Genomic DNA, 21,406 nt, shown 5'->3' with positions numbered 1-21,406 from the left:
AAGGGCTACTCACCGTCCACGGACTCGTCCGACGGCCACGGGTCGCGCAGCCACAGGTCGTCGGCCGCCGCGGCCGCACCCTGCTCCAGCGTGGCCGACAGCCTCGGTGAGGGCGCGAGCAGCTCGGCGAGGCCGGCGTCGATACCGAGCTGCTCGGCCTCGGAACCCGGGGGGACCGCCCTCAGGGTGCGCTCCAGCCAGGCGGACACCTGCGCGGCGGGCGCTTCGAGCAGCGCGTCGCCGTCCGGTGAGCTCAACGCCATCAGGACGACGGACCGGCCGCCCACCTTCGTCGGCCACACCCGCACGTCGCCGTGCCCGCACGGCCGGAACACGCCCTCGACGAGCAGCTCACGGGCGAACGTCCACTCGACGGGATGGTCCGAGCCGATGTGGAAGGTGATGTGGACGGCGTACGGGTCGTCGGTGCGGTACGTCAGCCGGGCCGGCACAGGGATGCTGCGCTCGGGCGACAGGACGAGCTTGAGCTCCAGCTCGCGTTCCACCACGGTGTGCATGTCGATGCCCTTCCCTTCGTCGTGCACGGGCCCCTGGGCGGGCCCGTACGAGTGGAGAGCGCGTCCGGGCCGGACCATTACGCGGGTCGGGAGAAGTTTTTTCCGGGCCCGTCCCCCTCGTTCCCGGGCACCTGCCGGACAGCTTCGTGACTTCGCTGCCACGAGGTGGCGGATCCTTGCCCGAAAGGGGTGGGTACGGCGGGACAGGCCGTGACACGCCCGCCGTTCTGGTAGATGTGGACCCCCAACACGACCCCCGAGCAGATACGGGACGACGGCCATGAGCGCCCCAACTCCGGCACCCGGCGACGACAGGCCCCGCGAGGGGTACTACCCGGACCCGTCCATTCCTGGATATGTCCGGTACTGGAACGGCGCCGCCTGGGTGCCGGGCACCAGCCGCCCGGCGCCGTCCGCCGGCGAACCGCTCGTCGCTCCGGCGGGAGTGCGTCCCGGCCAGGTCCCGGGGCCCGCCCCGACCCCGGCGGAGGAGACCGGCCCGCACTTCTTCGACGAGGACCCCGAGCCCCGCACCGCCACGCCCGCAGAGGCCCAGCACGGCAGCCGGCCCGAGCCCGCCGCCGCGTGGGGCGCCGACCGCTCCCGGCAGACCGGCTTCGGCGGCGACCAGGACCGCAGGGTGTCGTGGGGCGCTCCGCAGGGACCCGACCCGCGGGTGCCGCGCTCGGCGGGGCCCGCCGACACGGCGTCCCGGCCCGACGGCGTGCCCGTCCACGCGGACGGCACGGCGACGATCCCGCCCGCCGGGCCCGCGGGCGGCGCACCGTCGCCCGCGGCCGGCGGCCCGGTGGTCTTCCGCCGCCCGACCGAGCCGGTGCGGCCCGCCGACTCCGAGGGGCAGGGCGCCGCGCGCGGTACCGGCGGCACGAGCGCCGCGGGGCAGGCGGGTCCGGGCACGGCCGACGGCCGGGCGCTGCCCGCGGCCGGACGTCCCGCCGCTGACCGGAGCCCCGTCACGTCCGAGGGGACGATGGCCATCCGCGCGCTCTCCCCGCGCACCGACCGGCAGGGCACGGCGCCGGGCGCTGGCACGGGCCGTACGCCGGAGGCGGCGCCCGCCGCCTCCGGCCCTTCGGCCGGTGCCGGATTCGGGGCCGGACAGGCGGCACAGGCGGCCGCGGCTCAGGCGTCCGCCCAGGCTCCTGCCCCGGCGCCCGCCCCCACGGCCGCGCCCGCCCCCGCGGCGCCCGCCTCTCCCGTCGTGCCCCAACAGCCGGGCCCGGCCACGCCGATGGCCCCCGGGTCCGGTGGCGGGCAGCCGTCCTGGGCCCAGCAGGTGCACCGGCTCGCGGGGGAACCGGCCGAGGAGGGGGCGCCGGTCACCCCGTGGAAGCCTCCCGTGGAGGACGTGTTCCAGGCGGCCGCGCGCCGGCAGTCGGCGGCCCGTCCGGCGGGAATCGGCAGGCGGCTGGCCGCCCGCCTGCTCGACACCGTCGTCCTCGCGGCGGTCACCGGCGTGGCCGCCGTGCCGCTCGGGACCCGGGCGATGGACCACATCGACGAGAAGATCGACGCGGCCAAGCTGTCCGGTGAGAAGGTCACCGTCTGGCTCCTCGACGGCACGACCTCCGTCTGCTTCGGCGGCATCCTCGCCGTGCTCCTCGTCTTCGGCGTCCTCTACGACGCCCTGCCCACCGCCAAGTGGGGCCGCACCCTGGGCAAGAAGCTGTGCGGTGTCGAGGTGCGCGACATCGAGGCCCACGAACCGCCGACGTTCGGGCGGGCCCTCGGCCGCTGGCTGGTCTTCAGCGTCCCGGGCCTCCTGGTCGTCGGTGTCGTCGGCGTCCTGTGGGGTCTGTTCGACCGGCCCTGGCGCCAGTGCTGGCACGACAAGGCGGCCCACACCTTCGTGGCCCAGCACTGACCCGCAGGGGACGGCACCCCGGGAATCCCGGAATCCGTCCCCCGGACGGCCCCTCGCCGGATGCGGAGGCCCGGGGTTCGCGGTCGACTCGGGCCATGAGCAGCGAACCGCCGCCCCCGGGTCCTGGCCAGCCGGACGACGACCCGTTCACGAAGCAGCCCCCGCCCGCGCAGGGCGGGGGTTCCCCGTACGACCCGCCGCCGGCCGACGGCCAGCCGCCGCCCTACGGGGCCCAGCAGCCCCCGCCCGGCGGCCAGCCTCCCCCCGGCGGTCAGCCACCGCCCTACGGCGGCCAACAGCCCCCTTACGGCGGTCAGCAGCCCCCCGGCGGCGGACCCTACGGCGGTCAGCAGCCCCCGTACGGCCAGGGCGGGGACCCCTACGGCGGTGGCGGACCCTACGGCGGCGATCCGCTCGCCGGGATGCCGCCCCTCGCGGAGAGCGGCAAGCGCGTGCTCGCGCGGATCCTCGACATGATCCTCGTCGGCATCGTGGTGTGGCTGCTGTCCTGGGCGTTCGGCGTCACCGAGTACAACGTCGACTCGGACAAGATCGAGTACGGCAAGTCCTTCGGCCAGTCCCTGGTGGCCGCCGTGCTCTACGTCGCCTACGACACGGTGATGATCAGCCGGACGGGGCAGACCGTCGGCAAGAAGCTGTTCAACCACCGGGTCGCCAACCTCGACAACGGCTCGACGCCCTCCGTGCAGACCTCGCTGGTCCGCGCGCTGGTCCTGTGGCTGCCGTTCGCGTTCTGCTGCGCGTGCATCTGGACGGCGATCGCGGGCGGCTGGAGCTTCTTCGACAAGCCCTACAAGCAGGGCCTGCACGACAAGGCGGCCAAGACGGTGGTGGTCCGCACCGGCTGACCACGTGACCGCGGCGGCGGTCAGGTTCCTCGATCACGAACGGCGGGCCCGTGCAGTACGGGCCCGCCGTTCGTGATCGAGGATCGACGCCTCCGGGGCGTCCGCGCGCGGCGTCAGCGCTCCGCGTGTTCGCGTACGCGGCGGCCGGGGGCCGCGGAGACGGACGCGGTCTCCCGCTGCGCCGGCACCTGTTCGCGGACAACGGGGGCGGCGGCGGACGGTGCCTGCTTGGGGAGCGGGACCGTCATGGCCACGAGCAGTCCGAGAGCGAGCGCCGAGAGGGTGATCAGCACGATCCCCAGACTCGAACTCGTCTGTGACAGCAGCAGCATGGCGAGAGTGGAGAAGATCACGGTGCAGGAACCGTAGGCAAGCTGTGCGGCGGTCGGACGAGGCATGGCAATCGTGTCCTCGGATGGAGTGCCTCCCCCCGGGTGCCTCTCGCGACGGGGGAGGGTGCGGACAGGAATCGGGGGTGGGACAACGGTGTCGACTTGGCTTTCCGCCGACTTCCCGACGCTCCGCCAATCGACTCTAATCGCCTGCATGCCCGACAGGAACGACCGGTAAGCGTGACCTTACCCACGGTGCCGGAGCACAGGGGGCGCACGGAGTCATCACGTCCACCAAGTGGACATCTCGGCGCGCCGGTTGGGGGTCCGTGAGCGCGTCCGGATAGCGAACGACCGCTCCGCATAATGCACTTGCCAGGTTCAAGTCAAGATCTGTTTTTTCTTTGGTAACTCCGGTCAAATGTCGTCACTTGAATCGCGTTGCGCGCGCGGACCTCCATGACCCGGAACCCCCTCCGCGTGAACGGGCGCGGGGGAGGACATCAAGTGACCAACAGACCATGGACGTTCAGAGCAGCAGCGGTGGGCGTCGCCCTCGCAGCGGCCACCGCCACGTTCTCGACGTTTGCCGTGGCGGAGGCCGACTCGGCCGCCAAGTCACCGGTCGTGGACCGCCACGACCCGCAGCCGGCCAAGAACACGGTCGACCACGACCTGGACGGCCCGCTGAGCAAGACGCAGAACGCACAGCGCCAGGAGGCCCTGAACCAGGTCATATCCGGCGACGCCTCGGTCAAGGACCGCAACGGCTCGAAGGTCGTTCAGCTCAAGAGCAAGAAGGGCTCCAGCAAGTACGTCGAGCTGGGCCGCGAGAAGACCGACAAGATCTTCACGATCCTGGTGGAGTTCGGCGACAAGACCGACCCGAAGTACGGCGGCTCCGCCGGCCCGCTGCACAACAAGATAGCCAAGCCGGACCGCAAGAAGGACAACAGCACGGCCTGGCAGGCGGACTACAACCAGAAGCACTTCCAGGACCTCTACTTCGGCACCGGCAAGAAGACCGAGTCGATGAAGAAGTTCTACGAGCAGCAGTCCTCGGGCCGCTACTCGGTGGACGGCGAGGTCGCCGACTGGGTCAAGGTCCCGTACAACGAGGCCCGGTACGGCAACAACGCCTGCGGCTCCACCAACTGCCCGAGCGTGTGGAACGTCGTCAGCGACGGCGTCACCGCCTGGGTCGCCCAGCAGAAGAAGGCCGGGCAGTCCGACGCGGCCATCAAGGCGGACCTGAAGCAGTTCGACCAGTGGGACCGGTACGACTACGACGGCGACGGCAACTTCAACGAGCCGGACGGCTACATCGACCACTTCCAGATCGTGCACGCCGGTGAGGACGAGTCCGCCGGTGGCGGCGTCGAAGGCACCAACGCGATCTGGGCCCACCGCTGGTACGCGTTCGGCACCGACGCGGGCGCCACGGGCCCCGGCGACAACAAGCTCGGTGGCGCGCAGATCGGCGACACCGGCATCTGGGTCGGCGACTACACGATCCAGCCGGAGAACGGCGGACTCGGCGTCTTCGCGCACGAGTACGGCCACGACCTCGGTCTGCCGGACCACTACGACACGGCCGGCGGGGACAACTCCACCGGCTTCTGGACCCTGATGTCCTCGGGTTCCTGGCTCGGCACCGGCAAGGACTCCATCGGTGACCTGCCCGGCGACTTCAACGCCTGGGACAAGCTGCAGCTCGGCTGGCTGAACTACGACACCGCCAAGGCCGGCAAGCAGTCCACCCACAAGCTGGGCATCGCCGAGTACAACACCTGGAACAAGCAGGCGCTCCTCGTCACCCTGCCGGACAAGGAAGTGACGACCACGGTCGTCAACCCGGCCCAGGGCGCGACCCAGTGGTGGAGCGGCAGCGGCGACAACCTGAAGAACACGCTGACCCGGTCGGTGGACCTCACGGGCAAGTCGTCGGCGAAGCTGACCCTCGACGGCTGGTACGACATCGAGGCGAACTACGACTACCTCTACACCGAGGTCTCGACCGACGGCGGTGCCAACTGGACCGCTCTCGACGGCACCGTGGACGGTGCCGCGATCCCGCGTGACGGCAGCGACAAGCCCGCCCTCACCGGCACGATCGACGCCTACGCGAAGCTGTCGTACCCGCTCGACGCCTACGCGGGCAAGAAGATCGACGTGCGTTTCCGCTACCAGACCGACGGTGGCGTGGCCCAGAAGGGCTTCGCGGCCGACGAGATCAGCGTGACCGCGGACGGTTCGGCGCTCTTCTCGGACAACGCCGAGTCGGCGGACGCCGCGTGGACCGCGGCCGGCTTCTCCCGCATCGGCGCGTCGTTCACCAAGGACTACGCGCAGTACTACATCGCGGAGAACCGCCAGTACGTGTCGTACGACAAGACCCTCAAGGTCGGCCCGTACAACTTCGGCTTCTCGACGACCCGTCCGGACTGGGTGGAGCACTACCCGTACCAGAACGGCCTGTTGATCTGGAAGTGGGACACCTCGCAGGCGGACAACAACACCAGCCAGCACCCCGGTGTCGGTCTCGCGCTCCCGATCGACTCGCACCCGAAGGCGCTGTGGTGGGACAACGGCACCCTGATGCGCAACCGCATGCAGGCCTACGACTCGCCCTTCAGCACGTTCCGCACGGACGGCATCACGCTGCACAACGCGGACGTCGCGACGAAGATCCCGTCGTCGAAGGGTGTCTCGGTCTTCAACGACCACACCAGTGACTACTACGACAACCGGAACCCCACCGGTGGCGTCAAGGTCACTGACACCAACACCAAGATCGAGATCGTCAAGGAGGCCAAGGACGGCTCGACGATCTCCCTCAAGGTCGGTCCCGCGGTGAAGTAGTCAGCATTTCCGCAGGTCAGAAGCGTATCGGCGGCAACCCCCTGGCGGGTTGCCGCCGATCGTGTTTAGGTGCGTCCTGTGCCTGGCTTATTGACACCGAATCGCACGGGGGTGTGACCGCATGGCCGCAGGAGGCTTCTGCAAGTTGCCGAACGGCAGCGTCGTGGTGGCGCTGAACCTGCCCAGTCCGGCAGGTTCCGGCAGCGGCTGTGTCCGGTTCCTCGTCGTCGCGCAGAACCGCGCCCGCGCCCTGACGCGGCTGCGGAACCTCGGCCTGCGCACCGTCTACCTGCGGGGCAACGCGGCTCCGCCGACCCCCGACGAGATCACCGCCGTCCTGCACCATCCGGACGGGCTGATATGGCGGACGGCACCCGACAGCGCCGTCCCCGAGCTGACCCAGGAGCTGTGGCACCCGATCAGAGCGCTGCTCAGACGCCCGGCACCGCAGCCGTGAACGCAGCCGTGACCTCGGTCGCGAACGCAGCCGTGATCGCGGCGGCGACCGTGACAGGCGTTACGGAGCGTCATGGAAAGCAGTGGGATGTGACGGAATGTGGCGGGGCTGTCGTGCTCCGTGCGCCGGGCCGAGGGCCGGGCGTGGGCCCTTCCGGCCGGATCCGCTCCGCTCAGACCACGGGCTTGCCCGTGAGCTCCACGCCGGCGGCGCGCAGCTCCTCCAGCGCGCGGTCCGTCGTCTCCTTCGCGACCCCGGCCGTCAGATCGAGCAGTACGGTCGTGCGGAACCCCTCGCGGGCCGCGTCCAGGGCGGTCGCCCGCACACAGTGGTCGGTCGCGATGCCGACCACGTCGACCTCGCCGATCCCGTGGGCCCGCAGCCAGTCCGCCAGCCCGGTCCCGTTCTCGTCGGCCCCTTCGAAGCCACTGTACGCGGCCGCGTAGGCGCCCTTGTCGAACACGGCGTCGATCGCGCCGGAGGCGACCGCCGGAGCGAAGTTCGGGTGGAAGCCGACGCCCTCCGTGCCGGCCACGCAGTGCGCGGGCCAGGAGTGCACGTAGTCGGGGTTGTCGGCGAAGTGGCCGCCGGGGGCGATGTGCGCGTCGCGGGTGGCGACCACGTGCCGGTAGCCGGCGGGCGCCTGCCCGATCAGCTCCGTGACGGCGGCGGCCACGTCGGCGCCCCCGGCCACCGCGAGACTGCCTCCCTCGCAGAAGTCGTTCTGCACGTCTACGACGATCAAGGCGCGGCGCATGGGCGGTGTCCTTCGGCTATGGGGTCGGCGAACGTCGGCGAACTGGGTGTGCGGGCCGGGCCGTTGAACTTCCGAGCGTAGAGACTCGAAGGGCGGTGCGGGAGGGGCTGTCCGGCAGACATCCCGGGCGGGCGGGGGACTGTGCGGCGTCCGCGGGCCCGGCCGGGCCCGCTGGCCGTTGCATTCCCGCTCACCGGAGGTTCATGCGCGGCGCCCCACGCACCCCACCCGCCTCCGGCACCTCAGACGTACTCGGTGGGCAGCACCGGTTCGCCCCGCGAGAGCTGGGCCGCCGACAGGGGGAGCCGGGTGCGGGCCGCGGCGTGCCGGTCCCGGACGACGTCGAGGGACTCGCGGGCCAGGACCTGACCGCCCTTGATCAGTTCCACCAGGAGCTGCTGGTCGGCCAGCTCCGCGGGGACCGGCCCGGTGCCGATGACCTCGGCCTCGGCGACCGCGTGCTCGTCCAGCCGCCGCGCGGCCCACTTGCGGCCGCCGATGGAGGTCTTGCCGCCCGAGGACTTCTTCGCCACCGGCACCAGCGGCGCCGTCGGGTCGGCCGACTCGGCGCGGGCGACCAGCTTGTAGACCATCGAGCAGGTGGGGTGGCCGGACCCCGTCACCAGCTGGGTGCCGACGCCGTACGCGTCCACGGGCGCGGCGGCCAGCGAGGCGATCGCGTACTCGTCCAGGTCGGAGGTGACGACGATCTTCGTGTCCCGCGCGCCCAGCTCGTCCAGCTGCTCCCGCACCCGGTGGGCGACGAGCAGCAGGTCACCGGAGTCGATCCGGACCGCGCCCAGCTCGGTCCCGGCGACCTCGACGGCCGTCCGGACGGCCTCGGCGACGTCGTAGGTGTCCACCAGCAGGGTGGTGCCCCGGCCCAGCGAGTCGACCTGGGCCTGGAAGGCGTCCCGCTCGGTGTCGTGGAGCAGGGTGAAGGCGTGGGCCGAGGTGCCGACCGTCGGGATGCCGTACCGGAAGCCGGCCGCCAGGTCGGACGTGGTGGCGAAGCCGCCGACGTACGCGGCGCGCGAGGCGGCGACCGCCGCCAGCTCGTGGGTGCGCCGGGCGCCCATCTCGATCAGCGGCCGGTCCCCCGCGGCGGAGGCCATCCGGGAGGCGGCGGCGGCGATCGCGGAGTCGTGGTTGAGGATCGAGAGGATCACGGTCTCCAGGAGCACGCACTCCGCGAAGCTGCCCTCGACCCGCAGGATCGGCGACCCGGGGAAGTAGACCTCGCCCTCGGGGTAGCCCCAGACGTCCCCGCCGAAGCGGTACGAGGAGAGCCACTCCAGGGTCGGCTCGTCCACGATCCCCCGCTCGCCCAGGAAGGCGAGCACGTCCGCGTCGAACCGGAAGTTCTCGACGGCGTCGAGGACCCGTCCGGTGCCCGCGACGACCCCGTAGCGCCGCCCCTCGGGCAGCCGCCGCGTGAAGACCTCGAAGACGGACCGCCGATCGGCGGTCCCGGCCGCGAGGGCGGCCTGCAACATCGTCAGCTCGTACTGGTCGGTGAAGAGAGCCGTCGACGGAACATCCACCGGCAGCCCAAGGTCCGCTGTGTTCATGGCAGGGATCGTACCCCCATCTCGTCACTTTGACGATTTCCGGGGTGTCTCCGGTCGTCCGGGGGAGTCGCGCCCTTTTTCCCGGTCCCCGTTTGTGCGGCTGCCCCCCTCTGGTGGCAGCATGGGCGCTGTGACGGCTCCCGCACCTCTAGAGATCGAGAAGACCGAGTCGGCGGAGGAGGTCTTCGCCGTACCCGAGCCGGACGTCCCCTGGGTCACGATCGTCCACAACGACCCGGTCAACCTCATGAGCTACGTGACGTATGTCTTCCAGACGTACTTCGGCTACTCCAAGGACAAGGCGACCAAGCTGATGATGGACGTCCACCACAAGGGCCGGGCGGTCGTCTCCAGCGGCTCGCGCGAGGAGATGGAGCGCGACGTGCAGGCCATGCACGGCTACGGTCTGTGGGCCACCCTCCAGCAGGACCGGAAGTAGCCGGACCTCCCCAGCAGGACCGGAAGCAGCCGGACCCTGTCCACCGACCGCCCGCAGGACCGGAAGCAGCGAACCCACTCCATGCCTGGACACTTCGAACCGCTCCCCGGCGGCGGCGCGGCCGTCGCCCTCGACGAGGTCGAGATCTCCATCATCCGCTCCCTCGCCGTCCAGCTCCTGGAGCTCATCGGTCCCGGCCCGGCGGAGAACGCCCCGGACGACCCGCTCGCCGAGCTGTTCGCGGAGGGCCCGAGCGAACCGCCCGCCGACCCGGTGCTCCGGCGCCTCTTCCCGGACGCGTACAGCGGCCCCGGCGTCGAGGCCGCCTCCGCCGAACAGGCCGAGGAGCAGCGCGCCCACTCCTCGGAGTTCCGCCGCTTCACCGAGAACGACCTGCGCGCGGGCAAGCGCGAGAACGCCCTCGCCGTCATCCGCTCGCTGGACGGTCTGACCCCGGGCGACGGGGGAGCGGTCCTGAAGCTGGACGCCGCCCAGTCCGAGCAGTGGCTGCGCGCGCTGAACGACCTGCGGCTCGCGATCGGCTCCCGGCTCGACGTCGTCGACGAGGAGGACACCGACCTCCTCTACCGGCTCCCGGACGAGGACCCGCGCAAGCCGATGGTCATGGCGTACCTCTGGCTCGGCGGTCTCCAGGAGACCCTGGTCGAAACCCTGATGCCCTGAACCTTCGCACCCTCGGCCGCTATGCCCCGACCTGTCCGGACATAACACCTCCGGTGTTCGCTCAACGGACGCTCAAATCCGGATAACGATCGCGTCACCACCACCGCGCCCTATGGGGCGCGGTTCGACGTTTTGTCCGGTTCTTCCTGTGGTCTGCGCAACAGCGCCCTCCCTCTCCCGACGTTGCGGCCGTGATAAATCTTCACGACCGCCCGACGGGACACCACCCACGTCCCGCCGGGTGCGCCACCGAGCCGGCGGACCGCCGGCCAGGCACAGCTCCACGTATCCGGGGGGATCGGAAACCGATCCGTAGCCAAGGGACTGGCTCGGACCGGCATGGAGAAAGGCGCACCACACATGACCTCATCGCAGGTCGACAAGCAGTACGACGGCAGTGAGGCCGTGGGCGGCGACGCCCCCGAAGAGGGGTACGAGCGCGGGCTCGGCAGCCGTCAGGTCCAGATGATCGCCATCGGCGGCGCCATCGGCGTCGGCCTCTTCCTGGGAGCCGGGGCGAACATCGCCAAGGCCGGCCCCAGCCTGATCATGATGTACGCCCTCGCGGGCGTGATCATCTTCTTCATCATGCGGGCGCTCGGCGAACTCCTGCTCTACCGCCCGGTCTCGGGTTCCTTCGCGGAGTACTCCCGCGAGTTCCTCGGCCCGTTCTTCGGCTACTTCACCGGCTGGACCTACTGGCTCATGTGGGTGGTGACCGGCATGGCCGAGCTCACCGCCGCCGCGATCTACGTCCACTACTGGTTCCCTGCGGTCCCGCAATGGGTGACGGCCCTGGTCTTCCTGGTCGTCCTGTTCGTCGCGAACCTCATCTCGGTGAAGCTCTTCGGCGAGATCGAGTTCTGGTTCTCGATGGTCAAGGTCACCGCGCTGATCGGCATGATCGTGATCGGCCTCGGCGTCCTCACCTTCGGCTTCAGCTCCGCCGGTGACACCGCCTCCGTCGCCAACCTCTGGCAGTTCGACGGCTTCTTCCCCAAGGGCATCGGCTCGTCCCTGATGACCCTCCAGGGCGTCATGTTCGCCTACCTCGCCGTCGAACTCGTCGGCGTCACGGCGGGCGAGTCCGAGAACCCCGAGAAGACCCTCCCCAAGGCCATCAACACCCTGCCCTGGCGCATCGCCCTCTTCTACGTCGGTGCCCTCACGGTCATCCTCTGCGTCGTGAAGTGGACGGAGTTCGCACCGGGCGTCAGCCCCTTCGTCGAGGCCTTCGCCAAGATCGGCATCCCGGCCGGCGCCGGCATCGTCAACTTCGTCGTCCTCAGCGCCGCGCTGTCCTCCTGCAACTCCGGCATGTACTCCACGGGCCGCATGCTGCGCACCCTGGCGGACAGCGGCGAGGCCCCGCGGATCTTCAACAAGCTGTCGTCCACCAAGACGCCGGCGTTCGGCATCACGATCTCCGTGCTCTTCATGGGCATCGGCGTGATCCTGAACTACGTCGTCCCCGAGAAGGCCTTCGGCTACGTCACCTCGGTGGCCACCGCGGCCGGCATCTGGACCTGGCTGATGATCCTCGTCAGCCACATCCTCTACCGCCGCGCCGTCGACGCGGGCCGCCTGCCGGCCTCGTCCTTCCCGGCCCCCGGCGGCGCCAAGTGCAGCTACGTCGCGGTCGCGTTCCTCCTCTTCGTCACCGGACTCATCGCCTACGACGCCGACTCCCGTGTCTGCCTCTACGTGATGGCCGTCTGGGCCGCCGCCCTCGCCATCGGCTGGGCGGTCCTCAAGGCCCGCAACCCGCAGATCACGCAGCGCCGTGAGCCGGAGCTCGAAAAGGTCGGCTGACCTGGGCAGACCGTCGCCGGTCCGACGGGAGGCGCCCGCCCGGGCCGGCTCCGCGGACCACCCGACGGTTCACCATGTGGGCCGCTCCGTACCACCCCTCGGTACGGAGCGGCCCTTCTGCTTATCCTGGCCAGCATGCTGACCATCACCCAGGCCCTGTTCGACCAGATCGTCGCGCACGCGCGCCAGGACCACCCGGACGAGGCGTGCGGCGTCGTCGCGGGACCGGCGGGAACCGACCGCCCCGAGCGGTTCATCCCGATGCTCAACGCGGCCCGCTCGCCCACGTTCTACGAGTTCGACTCCGGCGACCTGCTCAAGCTGTACCGCGAGATGGACGACCGCGACGAGGAGCCCGTCGTCATCTACCACTCGCACACCGCGACCGAGGCCTACCCCTCCCGCACCGACCTCTCCTACGCCAACGAGCCCGGCGCCCACTACGTGCTCGTCTCCACGGCCGACACCGACGCCGCGGGCCCCTTCCAGTTCCGCTCGTACCGGATCGTGGAGGGCGAGGTCACGGAGGAGGAGGTCAAGGTCGTGGAGGCGTACTGATCTCACGCATCGGTCAGAAATCGTCCGGAATGCGAGATCACACTCCGGGACCCGTACCGGGAATCGATACGATGAGCCCATGGTTTTCCACGACGTGAGCGACAAGACGCCGGGCGCCCTGCTCGTGGCGCGGCTGCACGTCGACCTGTGCAGGCTGCAGAGCGCCATCTGTACGCGCTGACCCGCCGCCGTACGGCCGAGAGCCGCGGCACCGCATGCCCCGTACCACCCGCACCGCCCGCGCCGCCGCGCGTCTTCCGACCTGACTTTCCTTCCGACAGGAGCCCGCAGACATGGCCATCGAGGTCCGCATCCCCACCATCCTCCGCACCTACACGAACGGCGAGAAGGCCGTCGAGGGCGGCGGGGCGACCCTTGCCGAGCTCTTCGCCGACCTCGACACCCGTCACGCGGGCATCCGGGCCCGGATCGTGGACGGCGACGAACTGCGCCGCTTCGTCAACGTCTACCTGAACGACGAGGACGTCCGCTTCCTCGACGGCATCAACACCAAGCTGACCGACGGCGACAGCGTCACCATCCTGCCGGCCGTCGCCGGCGGCATGGCCTGATCGGCCGCTGGTCCCCGATGCGCTACGACTCCCCGCTCGCCGCGGTGGGCAACACCCCTCTGGTGCGCCTGCCGCGGCTGTCGCCCTCCGAGGACGTCCGGATCTGGGCGAAACTGGAGGACCGCAACCCGACGGGTTCGGTCAAGGACCGGCCCGCCCTGCACATGATCGAACAGGCGGAGAAGGACGGCCGCCTGACGCCGGGCTGCACGATCCTGGAGCCGACCAGCGGCAACACCGGAATCTCGCTCGCCATGGCGGCCAAGCTCAAGGGCTACCGCATGGTCTGCGTGATGCCCGAGAACACCTCGCAGGAACGCCGTGAGCTGCTCGGCATGTGGGGCGCCGAGATCATCCCCAGCCCGGCCGCGGGCGGTTCCAACACCGCCGTACGGGTCGCCAAGGAACTGGCGGGCGAACACCCGGACTGGGTGATGCTCTACCAGTACGGCAACCCGGACAACGCCGGCGCGCACTACGCCACCACCGGCCCGGAGATCCTCGCCGACCTCCCGTCCGTCACCCACTTCGTCGCGGGCCTCGGCACCACGGGCACCCTCATGGGCGTCGGCCGCTTCCTGCGCGAGAACAAGCCGGACGTCAAGATCGTCGCCGCGGAGCCCCGCTACGACGACCTGGTCTACGGCCTGCGCAACCTGGACGAGGGCTTCGTCCCCGAGCTGTACGACGCGTCCGTCCTCACCACCCGCTTCTCCGTCGGCTCGGCGGACGCGGTCACCCGCACCCGGGAACTCCTCCAGCAGGAGGGCATCTTCGCGGGCGTCTCCACCGGCGCCGCGCTGCACGCCGCGATCGGCGTCGGCGCCAAGGCCGTCAAGGCCGGCGAGTCGGCCGACATCGTCTTCGTGGTCGCCGACGGCGGCTGGAAGTACCTGTCGACGGGCGTCTACACGGCGGCGACGACCGAAGAGGCGATCGCGACCCTGCAGGGCCAGCTCTGGGCGTAGCCCGGACGGCGCGCCCGTCGAAGAGCGTGAAACGCCGGAGGGCGTGGAGACCGGAACCCTGGTCTCCACGCCCTCCGGCGTTTCACGCTCCACCTGCCTCGTTCTTCCCGCAAGGGAGGGCCGGTCGCCGCTGCCGACCGGCTCCCGGCGGTCTCAGCCCGCCAGGTTCCGCACCTGGTCCCACAGCGCGGGCTCGACCACGCCCACCCGGCGCCGGAAGTCCCGCAGCGACACCTCGCGCAGTTCGTCCGTCTCCAGATAGCTCGGGCGCCCCTGCGCGTCCCCGACAGCACCCGGGGGCAGCGGGATCACACCGGGCCGCTCGTCGTGGTGCTTGCTGGTGATCTTCGCGACGGTCACCCGCTTCCCGCGCACCGTCAGCACCAGACACGGCCGGTCCTTGGCCCCCGGCCCGTCCTCGTAGGGCACGTTCGCCCACCAGATCTCCGCCGGCTTGGGCAGCGGTCCGCCGCGGAGCCTCGCCCCCCGGCGCGGACCCGTGGGCCGGCCCGGGGGACGCTGCCGCCCGGCCGGCCGGCGCCCGCGGCGCCCCCATCCGTCCACCACCGCCGCGATCAGCGCGAGCAGTACCACCGCGGCCGACGCGAGCCACCAGGAGCTGTCCATACCGAAGAAGGTACCGGCGCGCATCTGCCCACGCCCGACCGGTACGGACCCCGGTTGACCCAAGGTCCATCCGAACCGGTGACACCACAGGTGAGTTCGCCCACAACAGCCCCTGGCGGAGGAGCGACCGGCCCTGACGCGCCTTAGGCTCGACGAACCGCACGACTCCCGTTCCCGTATCCGCAACCCGAGTACCTGCGCCCCCCACCTACTCTCTGCACAACCTGCCAGCGCGGAGGTTCCAGCTCTTATGAAGCTCACCGTCGTCGGCTGCTCGGGGTCGTTCCCGTCCGCGGAATCGGCCTGTTCGAGCTACCTCGTAGAGGCCGACGGCTTCCGGCTGCTCCTCGACATGGGCAACGGTGCCCTGGGCGAGCTGCAGCGCCACTGCGGTCTCTACGACCTCGACGCGATCTTCCTCAGCCATCTGCACGCCGACCACTGCATCGACATGTGCGCGTACTTCGTCGCGCGCTACTACCGTCACGACGGCGGCCGCTGCGACCCGATCCCCGTCTACGGACCCGAGGGCACCGAGGAGCGCCTGACGACGGCCTACGCCGACACGCCGTCCGCGTCCTCGATGAGCGAGGTCTTCGACTTCCACACCGTCAAGCCGAGCACCTTCGAGCTCGGCCCGTTCACCGTGCACACGGAGCGGGTGCGCCACCCCGTGGAGGCGTACGGGATCCGGCTGGAGCACGGCGGGCGGTCGCTGACGTACTCCGGGGACACCGGGCCGACCGAGGTGCTGGACGAACTCGCCCGCGACACGGACCTGTTCCTGTGCGAGGCGGCGTTCACCCACGGCAAGGAGGAGATCCCCGACCTCCACCTCAACGGCCGCCAGGCAGGCGAGTCCGCCACCCGAGCCGCCGCCCGCCGCCTCGTCCTCACCCACATCCCCCCCTGGACGAACCCCCGGACCAACCTCGCCGACGCCCGCACGGCGTACACGGGGCCCTTGGAACTGGCGGTGCCTCGGGTGACGTACGAGGTGTGAGGTCCTTACTGCCCGGTTCCGCTCCCCGGGCCGGGCAGTAGGCGGCCCAGCATCGCGAAGTCCTCGGTCACGCTCTGCCCGGCGCCGCGCGCGACCGCCTTGCCGTAGGCCGGTTCGACCGCCTCGTAGCGTCCGCTGGAGAGTGCGAGGGTGGCCTGGAGTTCGAAGAGCCGGGCCATCAGGTGCCGGTTGGCCGGTTCCTCGTGCGGCTCGACGGCGCTGATGCCGTCGACGAGAGCGGACAGACGCCCGAGCAGTCGGCTCGACTCCAGCACGGTGCGGTAGTACGTGGCCTCCACGGCCCGCCCCGCACCGGCCAGCAGCGCACTGTACGAGCGGATCTCCTCGGCTCCGCCGAACCGGATCGCCAGTTCGCACAGCAGGGCCCACGCGTCGATCGTGCGCTCCGACCGGTAGTCCGGCCCGACGCCGGGCTCGGACCCCTCGAAGGCCTTCTCGAGCCGGGCGAAGGCGGCCATCAGGTCCTGACGGGACGTGGTCCGGTAGTCCAGGGTGTCGCGGACCTCGTAGAAGACCCACTTGGGGTGACCCGGCTCATCGGCGGCGGCCAGGCGGCAGAGCCTTCCGTACCGGTCGCGTTTCCCGCGGGCCTCGACCACCTCCGGCAGGTAGCCGGCGTGGTCGAGCCGCGCGTCGATGCCGATGCGCGCCGGACTGTTCCCCGAGGCGTCGTACGGGTGCTCGTGTACGCGACCGCGGAAGCGGAGGGCACTGCCGGAGCGCAGAGCGCGCTGGGTGTTGGTGTAGGTCGGGCCGTCGATGTCGGCGATGGTCGGTGAGACGACGAAGTCCGCCTCGGGCAGGAGGTGGTCCAGGACGCCGAGCGCCCGCCGTATACGGCCCGCGTGGTCGGTGGCGAGGACCTCGTCGGCGTCGACGTGCAGGATCCAGCCCTCGGTGACGTGGTCGAAGGCGAGGTTGCGGTGGTGCGCGAAGTCGTCGACCCAGGCGGCGTTCAGGACGCGTATGTCGGCGCGGGCCGCGCGGGCGCGCTCCACGGTGGCGTCGGTGGATCCCGAGTCTATGAGCAGGCAGTGGTCGGCGTCGTGGACGAGAGCGCCGAGCGTGCCCGCGATGCGGTCCTCCTCGTCGCGGCTGAGGACGACGACGGTGACGGCCGCGGGCCGGTTTTCCTCGTACGAAGCCGCCAGCAGCGCGGGATCGGACGAGGCCAGCTCGGTCTCCGCGAGGTCCAGGGAGACGGAGGTGATGAGGGCCAGGTCGTCGGCGAACCGGGACGCGGGGAGTCCGCCGTCCGTACGGACGAGATCGAGCAGCTGAGCGAATTTCATCGGGGGGTGATGCCTTTCCCGTGGGGGCGGCCGAGCGGCCGGGGTCAGCCGAGGGTGTGGCTGAGGTCGAAGTCGATGTCCTGGACATGCCCGTGCGAGACCAGGACCTTCGTTCCCTTCACCGATTTCAGATTTCCCCAGACACGGCCGAAGGTCTCGCGGTCGACGCCGCTGAACGTCTCGTCGAACAGATAGACGTCCGGGGCGTGCAGAACGGCCCGGGCTATCGACAGCCGTTGGATCTGCCCGCGGGATAGACCGGCGCCGCTCTCCCGGAGGGGTGCGTCCAGTCCTCCCGCGAGGGTGTCGAGCACCTCGAGGAAGCAGGCCACACGGCACGCCTCGATGATGTCCGCCGTCGGGTGGGCGACGCCGAGCGTGAGGTTCTCGCGCAGCGAGGCGGTGAGCAGGACGGGATTCTCGGGCACATAGAGGACGCGACGGCACAGGTCGGCCTCCCGGATCCGATCGACCTCGGCACCGCCGAGGGTGATGCTGCCGCGATATCCGGTGTGCGTACCCGCGAGCAGGGCGAGGAGGGTGCTCTTTCCCGAGCCGTTCGCGCCGCGCAGCAGAACGCTGGTGCCGTGGGGAATGTCCAGGGTGATGCCGGAGAGTGCCGCGCGGCCGGAGCCCTCGTGGGTGAAGCCCAGATCCCTCACGCGCAGGTCGGCCGGCTCCAGCGGTGTCTGCGCCTCCTCGTCCGGCAGTCCCTGACGGGCGTCGTCCCGCTGGAGGATGACGTCCCGGTACCGGCCGAGAGCGGCCGACGTGCGCTGGGCGGTGACCTGGAGCGAGGCGACGGAGTCCATGGCGCCGAGGAAGTAGCCGGACATGGTGAGGAATCCGAAGACCTGACCGACGGTGAGGGAGCCGGAGAGCATGCGGCTGAGGCCGGCCCACGCGATCACCACGGTGAAAACGGTCTGGGTGGCCGTCTTGATCACCGCGTTGATGTTCTCCAGGCGCCCCAGCCTGGTCTCCGACGTGATTCTGCGCTCCAGTGCCCGTGCCATCCGTCCGAAGGCGAATTCGCGACGTCCGTAGCCGATGAACTCCGTATGTCCCCGCAGTACGTTGAGCGTCTCGGACTTCAGGGTCGCATCGCGCTGGAGAGCCTCCTCGGCGGCGCTCCTGATGTGTGGAAAGAGGAGAAAGGAGCTGAGTAGATTGACCGTCGCGGGCGGGATCAGGAAAAGGAAGAGGGTGGGGCTCGACACCAGTAGATAAGTGCCGACGGAGAACACGACGCAGAGATCCACAGCGGCGCGTACGGCGGCAGCGGTGATCAGTCCCTGGATCTCTTGGACGTCGTCGATACGGCTGACCAGATCGCCCGGCCTACGGCTCTTGAAATAGTGGGCCGGAAGGCGCAGGAGCTTGCCGAGATAACGCTCGGAGAGCGTCCGCTGCAGGGACTGACTCAGTGCGACGATGACCCGGCCACGCAGGAACTGGATGCCGGCCGCCGCCATCGCGACGCCGATGAACTCGGCCGACAGGAGAGCGAGTCGTCCGCGGTTCCCGTCCCCCATGACCCGGTCCACCGCCACCTGCACGAACAGGCTGTTCAGCAGGGCGACGAGGGAGACGACCACGGTGGTGACGAGGACGACCGTGAGGTGTCCGCGGTGCTCCCGGACCGTCTGACGCAGCAGCCCGGGTGGCCCGGGCCGCCGGAGTCGCGCCATTGGCGACGGCCGTGCGGCCGGGCGGTCCGTGACCAGGACCTCGCCGTGGAACAGCTCGGCCAGCGTCGCGGGCGGCAGCCGCATCGGCCGGGACATCAGAGGGTCGCCGACGATGAAGTCGCCCTGGGGGGTGACCTCGTGCACGACGACGAAGTGCCGGTACCCCTCGTCGTCCATCAGGATGACCGCAGGTCCCGCCAACCGCACGGCCTGGGCCAGCCCGCCGATGTCCAGTCGCAGCAGTTCGCTGTCGACGCCGTATCCCGCGAGGGCGTCACGGAGCCGGAGGAGACTCGAACCCTGCTCGGCGAGCCCGATCGCCTCGCGCAGGATCGCGGTGTCGATGACGACGCCGTGCCGCAACAGCACCGTGCGGACGCACGAGGGGCCGCAGTCCGTCTCCCCGGACTGACGGGTGTGGTAGCTCTGCCACTTCAAGCTTGGATCTCCTGGGCCTGCCGGCGGGAAATGGAGATGCCCGCCCCCGAGCAGGGGCGGGCACCGGTCGTCCTTACAGCTTGTCGCAGCCCAGCGACTTCCAGAGCTTGTAGTAATCCCCGTAACTGCACGACATCGGATTCCCGATCTGCGCGAAGATCCATTCGCAACGGGCCCGACTCGGCTTGCCCTCACCGGAGGCGGCGGCGGCCTCCTCGTCGGTGAGCGCGGTGAACTGCATCTCGCGAAGAGCTTGAAGACTCATCGATTTCCCCACTTGTTCTGGTCTCGGCCGGCCTTCTTGGTCGTTTTCGTGGCCGGCCCGATGTCGACCGTAGACGCAGAACAATCAAATGATCAAGGTCGAATGATCAGTGACGGTGGTCACTTTGTCCGTTCGGGGTGGTGGCTTTTTTTGGTGGGTCCATCATTTTGGGCATGCCGAATTCCCCGGACCGTCGGACGGTCCGGGGAATTCCGCTGTACGGGAGGAGGCTCGGTGTTACTTGGCCTCGGCCTTCAGGAGTTCCGCGAGTTCCTCGTCGGACTCGCGGCCCGGCGTCGGGAGGTTCCACTTGGTGATCGCGAAGCGGAAGACCACGTAGTAGACCGCGGCGAAGCACAGGCCGACCAGGACCAGGCCCCACGGGTTGGACGCGATGCCGATGTTCAGGCCGAAGTCGACGACGCCGGCCGAGAAGCCGAAGCCGTCCTTCATGCCGAGCGCCCAGGTCAGAGCCATGGAGACACCGGTGAGGACCGCGTGGATCGCGTAGAGCGCCGGCGCGATGAACATGAACGTGAACTCGATGGGCTCGGTGACGCCGGTGACGAAGGAGGTCAGGGCGAGCGAGAACATCATGCCGCCGACGACCTTGCGGCGCTCGGGGCGGGCGCAGTGCACGATCGCGAGGCAGGCCGCGGGGAGGGCGAACATCATGATCGGGAAGAAGCCGGTCATGAACTGTCCGGCCGACGGGTCGCCCGCCAGGAAGCGGGAGATGTCGCCGCTCTTGCCGTGGTAGTCGCCCGCCTGGAACCAGGGGTAGGAGTTGAGCAGGTGGTGCATGCCGATCGGGATCAGCGCACGGTTGGCGACACCGAAGATGCCCGCGCCGACGGCGCCCGAACCGACCAGCCACTCACCGAAGTTGTGCAGACCCGTGCCGAGGACCGGCCAGATGTAGCCGAAGACGACGCCGAGGATCAGGCCCGCGAAGGCGGACAGGATCGGGACGAGGCGGCGGCCGCCGAAGAAGCCGGCCCAGTCGGGCAGCTTGGTGCGGTAGAAGCGCTGGTATATCAGCGCCACCACGATGCCCATGACGACACCGCCGAGCACCTTGGCGTCCACCGGGGCGTCGACCATGACGACCTTGCCGTCGACGGCCGTGGCCACCTTCGGCAGGTTCTTGTCGGTGAACGTGGCGAGCACGTTCTTGAAGACCAGGTAGCCGACCACGCCGGCGAGAGCGGTGGAACCGTCCGACTTCTTGGCGAAGCCGATCGCGATGCCCACCGCGAACAGCAGCGCCATGTTGTCGAGGATCGCGTTGCCGCCGGCCGCCATGAAGCCGGCGATCTTGGTGAGGAACGTCGGGAACGACGGGCGACCCAGCATGTCAGGGTTGCCGAGGCGCACCAGCAGTGCGGCGGCGGGCAGCACGGCGACCGGCAGCATCAGGCTCCGGCCGATGCGCTGCAGGACCGCCATCACGCCGGCGCCCCTGCCCTTCTTCTCCGCGGCGGGTGCCGCGCTGGCCGTGGTCATCAACTTCCTCCAGTAGGCAAGGCGCCGCCCAGGGGACAGTGATGAGGACGGCGGCGTCTTTGGGGGTACGCGGCGACTCGTCGGCCTCGCGTGGTCTACACCACTCAGTGGTGTAGACCTGTTGTAGCACGGTGAAGGCTGGATAAGGAACCCGCTGATTTTGTGGTCTCGGCCATAACGGGAAGAACTGGTTCCGGTCATGCCGAAGGGCCCCCGGACCAGGTGGTCCGGGGGCCCTTGGGGGAGAGCGGTGCTGGTGGGCGGCCCCTCCGGCGGAAG

At 70.1% G+C, this 21,406-nt stretch carries 21 protein-coding genes; 12 read left to right on the top strand and 9 right to left on the bottom strand.

From position 1 onward, the window contains the following. Positions 1 to 5: 5 nt before the first annotated feature. Positions 6 to 518, bottom strand: a complete 513-nt coding sequence (locus B0675_RS05015; protein WP_081221594.1) for an SsgA family sporulation/cell division regulator — start codon at positions 516 to 518, stop codon at positions 6 to 8. 280 nt (positions 519 to 798) lie between these two features. On the opposite strand from B0675_RS05015, the gene B0675_RS05010 reads away from it, so the two are divergent. Together B0675_RS05010 and B0675_RS05005 are read left to right on the top strand one after the other, a co-directional pair. Further along, complete coding sequence (locus tag B0675_RS05010) at positions 799 to 2,403, top strand: RDD family protein (RefSeq protein ID WP_081217518.1); 1,605 nt, start codon at positions 799 to 801, stop codon at positions 2,401 to 2,403. A 95-nt stretch (positions 2,404 to 2,498) separates the two neighbouring features. Then, positions 2,499 to 3,272: an RDD family protein gene (locus tag B0675_RS05005; protein ID WP_081217517.1), complete on the top strand. Its 774-nt coding sequence runs from the start codon at positions 2,499 to 2,501 to the stop codon at positions 3,270 to 3,272. 113 nt (positions 3,273 to 3,385) lie between these two features. On the opposite strand, the gene B0675_RS05000 is transcribed toward B0675_RS05005, so the two are convergent. Then, a complete protein-coding gene (locus B0675_RS05000; protein WP_081217516.1) occupies positions 3,386 to 3,670 on the bottom strand; it encodes a hypothetical protein in 285 nt (94 codons plus the stop codon). Positions 3,671 to 4,111: 441 nt separating this feature from the next. Between B0675_RS05000 and B0675_RS04995 the strand changes: the two genes are divergently transcribed. Together B0675_RS04995 and B0675_RS04990 are read left to right on the top strand one after the other, a co-directional pair. After that, positions 4,112 to 6,466 (top strand): immune inhibitor A domain-containing protein, encoded by a 2,355-nt coding sequence (locus B0675_RS04995; protein WP_081217515.1) that lies wholly within the window; start codon positions 4,112 to 4,114, stop codon positions 6,464 to 6,466. Positions 6,467 to 6,587: 121 nt separating this feature from the next. Further along, positions 6,588 to 6,923, top strand: a complete 336-nt coding sequence (locus B0675_RS04990; protein WP_081217514.1) for a hypothetical protein — start codon at positions 6,588 to 6,590, stop codon at positions 6,921 to 6,923. A 172-nt stretch (positions 6,924 to 7,095) separates the two neighbouring features. Here the strand turns inward: B0675_RS04990 and B0675_RS04985 are convergent, their stop codons facing one another. Together B0675_RS04985 and B0675_RS04980 are read right to left on the bottom strand one after the other, a co-directional pair. Beyond that, a complete protein-coding gene (locus tag B0675_RS04985) occupies positions 7,096 to 7,680 on the bottom strand; it encodes an isochorismatase family protein (protein WP_081217513.1) in 585 nt (194 codons plus the stop codon). A 242-nt stretch (positions 7,681 to 7,922) separates the two neighbouring features. Continuing rightward, positions 7,923 to 9,251, bottom strand: coding sequence for a nicotinate phosphoribosyltransferase (locus B0675_RS04980; RefSeq protein ID WP_081217512.1), 1,329 nt, complete (start codon positions 9,249 to 9,251; stop codon positions 7,923 to 7,925). 121 nt (positions 9,252 to 9,372) lie between these two features. Between B0675_RS04980 and clpS the strand changes: the two genes are divergently transcribed. The 7 genes from clpS (at position 9,373) to B0675_RS04950 (ending at position 14,284) form a co-directional block, all read left to right on the top strand. Further along, entirely contained in the window at positions 9,373 to 9,690 is a 318-nt protein-coding gene (clpS, locus tag B0675_RS04975; RefSeq protein WP_081217511.1) for an ATP-dependent Clp protease adapter ClpS, read from the top strand. Between the two features lie 81 nt (positions 9,691 to 9,771). Beyond that, complete coding sequence (locus B0675_RS04970) at positions 9,772 to 10,374, top strand: DUF2017 domain-containing protein (RefSeq protein WP_081217510.1); 603 nt, start codon at positions 9,772 to 9,774, stop codon at positions 10,372 to 10,374. 360 nt (positions 10,375 to 10,734) lie between these two features. Next, positions 10,735 to 12,186: an amino acid permease gene (locus B0675_RS04965; RefSeq protein ID WP_081217509.1), complete on the top strand. Its 1,452-nt coding sequence runs from the start codon at positions 10,735 to 10,737 to the stop codon at positions 12,184 to 12,186. A 135-nt stretch (positions 12,187 to 12,321) separates the two neighbouring features. Next, the gene (locus B0675_RS04960) at positions 12,322 to 12,744 is read left to right on the top strand and encodes a M67 family metallopeptidase (protein WP_081217508.1); all 423 of its coding nucleotides are present in this window, start codon (positions 12,322 to 12,324) and stop codon (positions 12,742 to 12,744) included. Between the two features lie 79 nt (positions 12,745 to 12,823). Continuing rightward, positions 12,824 to 12,925: a putative leader peptide gene (locus B0675_RS42535; protein WP_323178196.1), complete on the top strand. Its 102-nt coding sequence runs from the start codon at positions 12,824 to 12,826 to the stop codon at positions 12,923 to 12,925. Positions 12,926 to 13,037: 112 nt separating this feature from the next. Further along, a complete protein-coding gene (locus B0675_RS04955; protein WP_081217507.1) occupies positions 13,038 to 13,316 on the top strand; it encodes a MoaD/ThiS family protein in 279 nt (92 codons plus the stop codon). A 17-nt stretch (positions 13,317 to 13,333) separates the two neighbouring features. After that, complete coding sequence (locus tag B0675_RS04950) at positions 13,334 to 14,284, top strand: cysteine synthase (protein ID WP_081217506.1); 951 nt, start codon at positions 13,334 to 13,336, stop codon at positions 14,282 to 14,284. 153 nt (positions 14,285 to 14,437) lie between these two features. On the opposite strand, the gene B0675_RS04945 is transcribed toward B0675_RS04950, so the two are convergent. Further along, positions 14,438 to 14,911: a type II toxin-antitoxin system PemK/MazF family toxin gene (locus B0675_RS04945; protein WP_081221593.1), complete on the bottom strand. Its 474-nt coding sequence runs from the start codon at positions 14,909 to 14,911 to the stop codon at positions 14,438 to 14,440. Between the two features lie 250 nt (positions 14,912 to 15,161). Between B0675_RS04945 and B0675_RS04940 the strand changes: the two genes are divergently transcribed. Beyond that, the gene (locus tag B0675_RS04940) at positions 15,162 to 15,914 is read left to right on the top strand and encodes an MBL fold metallo-hydrolase (RefSeq protein ID WP_081217505.1); all 753 of its coding nucleotides are present in this window, start codon (positions 15,162 to 15,164) and stop codon (positions 15,912 to 15,914) included. A gap of 5 nt (positions 15,915 to 15,919) precedes the next feature. Here the strand turns inward: B0675_RS04940 and B0675_RS04935 are convergent, their stop codons facing one another. The 4 genes from B0675_RS04935 to B0675_RS04925 form a co-directional block, all read right to left on the bottom strand. Then, complete coding sequence (locus tag B0675_RS04935; RefSeq protein WP_081217504.1) at positions 15,920 to 17,227, bottom strand: glycosyltransferase; 1,308 nt, start codon at positions 17,225 to 17,227, stop codon at positions 15,920 to 15,922. Positions 17,228 to 17,271: 44 nt separating this feature from the next. Next, positions 17,272 to 19,356, bottom strand: a complete 2,085-nt coding sequence (locus tag B0675_RS04930; RefSeq protein WP_179165247.1) for an ABC transporter transmembrane domain-containing protein — start codon at positions 19,354 to 19,356, stop codon at positions 17,272 to 17,274. 73 nt (positions 19,357 to 19,429) lie between these two features. Continuing rightward, positions 19,430 to 19,621: a hypothetical protein gene (locus B0675_RS41300; protein ID WP_179165246.1), complete on the bottom strand. Its 192-nt coding sequence runs from the start codon at positions 19,619 to 19,621 to the stop codon at positions 19,430 to 19,432. A gap of 237 nt (positions 19,622 to 19,858) precedes the next feature. Next, positions 19,859 to 21,127, bottom strand: a complete 1,269-nt coding sequence (locus B0675_RS04925; protein ID WP_081217502.1) for a PTS transporter subunit EIIC — start codon at positions 21,125 to 21,127, stop codon at positions 19,859 to 19,861. Between the last annotated feature and the right edge of the window lie 279 nt (positions 21,128 to 21,406).

Origin of the sequence: Streptomyces sp. M41(2017) (assembly GCF_002078175.1) — a bacterium.
Classification (GTDB): domain Bacteria; phylum Actinomycetota; class Actinomycetes; order Streptomycetales; family Streptomycetaceae; genus Streptomyces.
The sequence above is the reverse complement of the archived record's forward strand: the minus strand, read 5'-3'. Positions and strand labels throughout refer to the sequence as shown.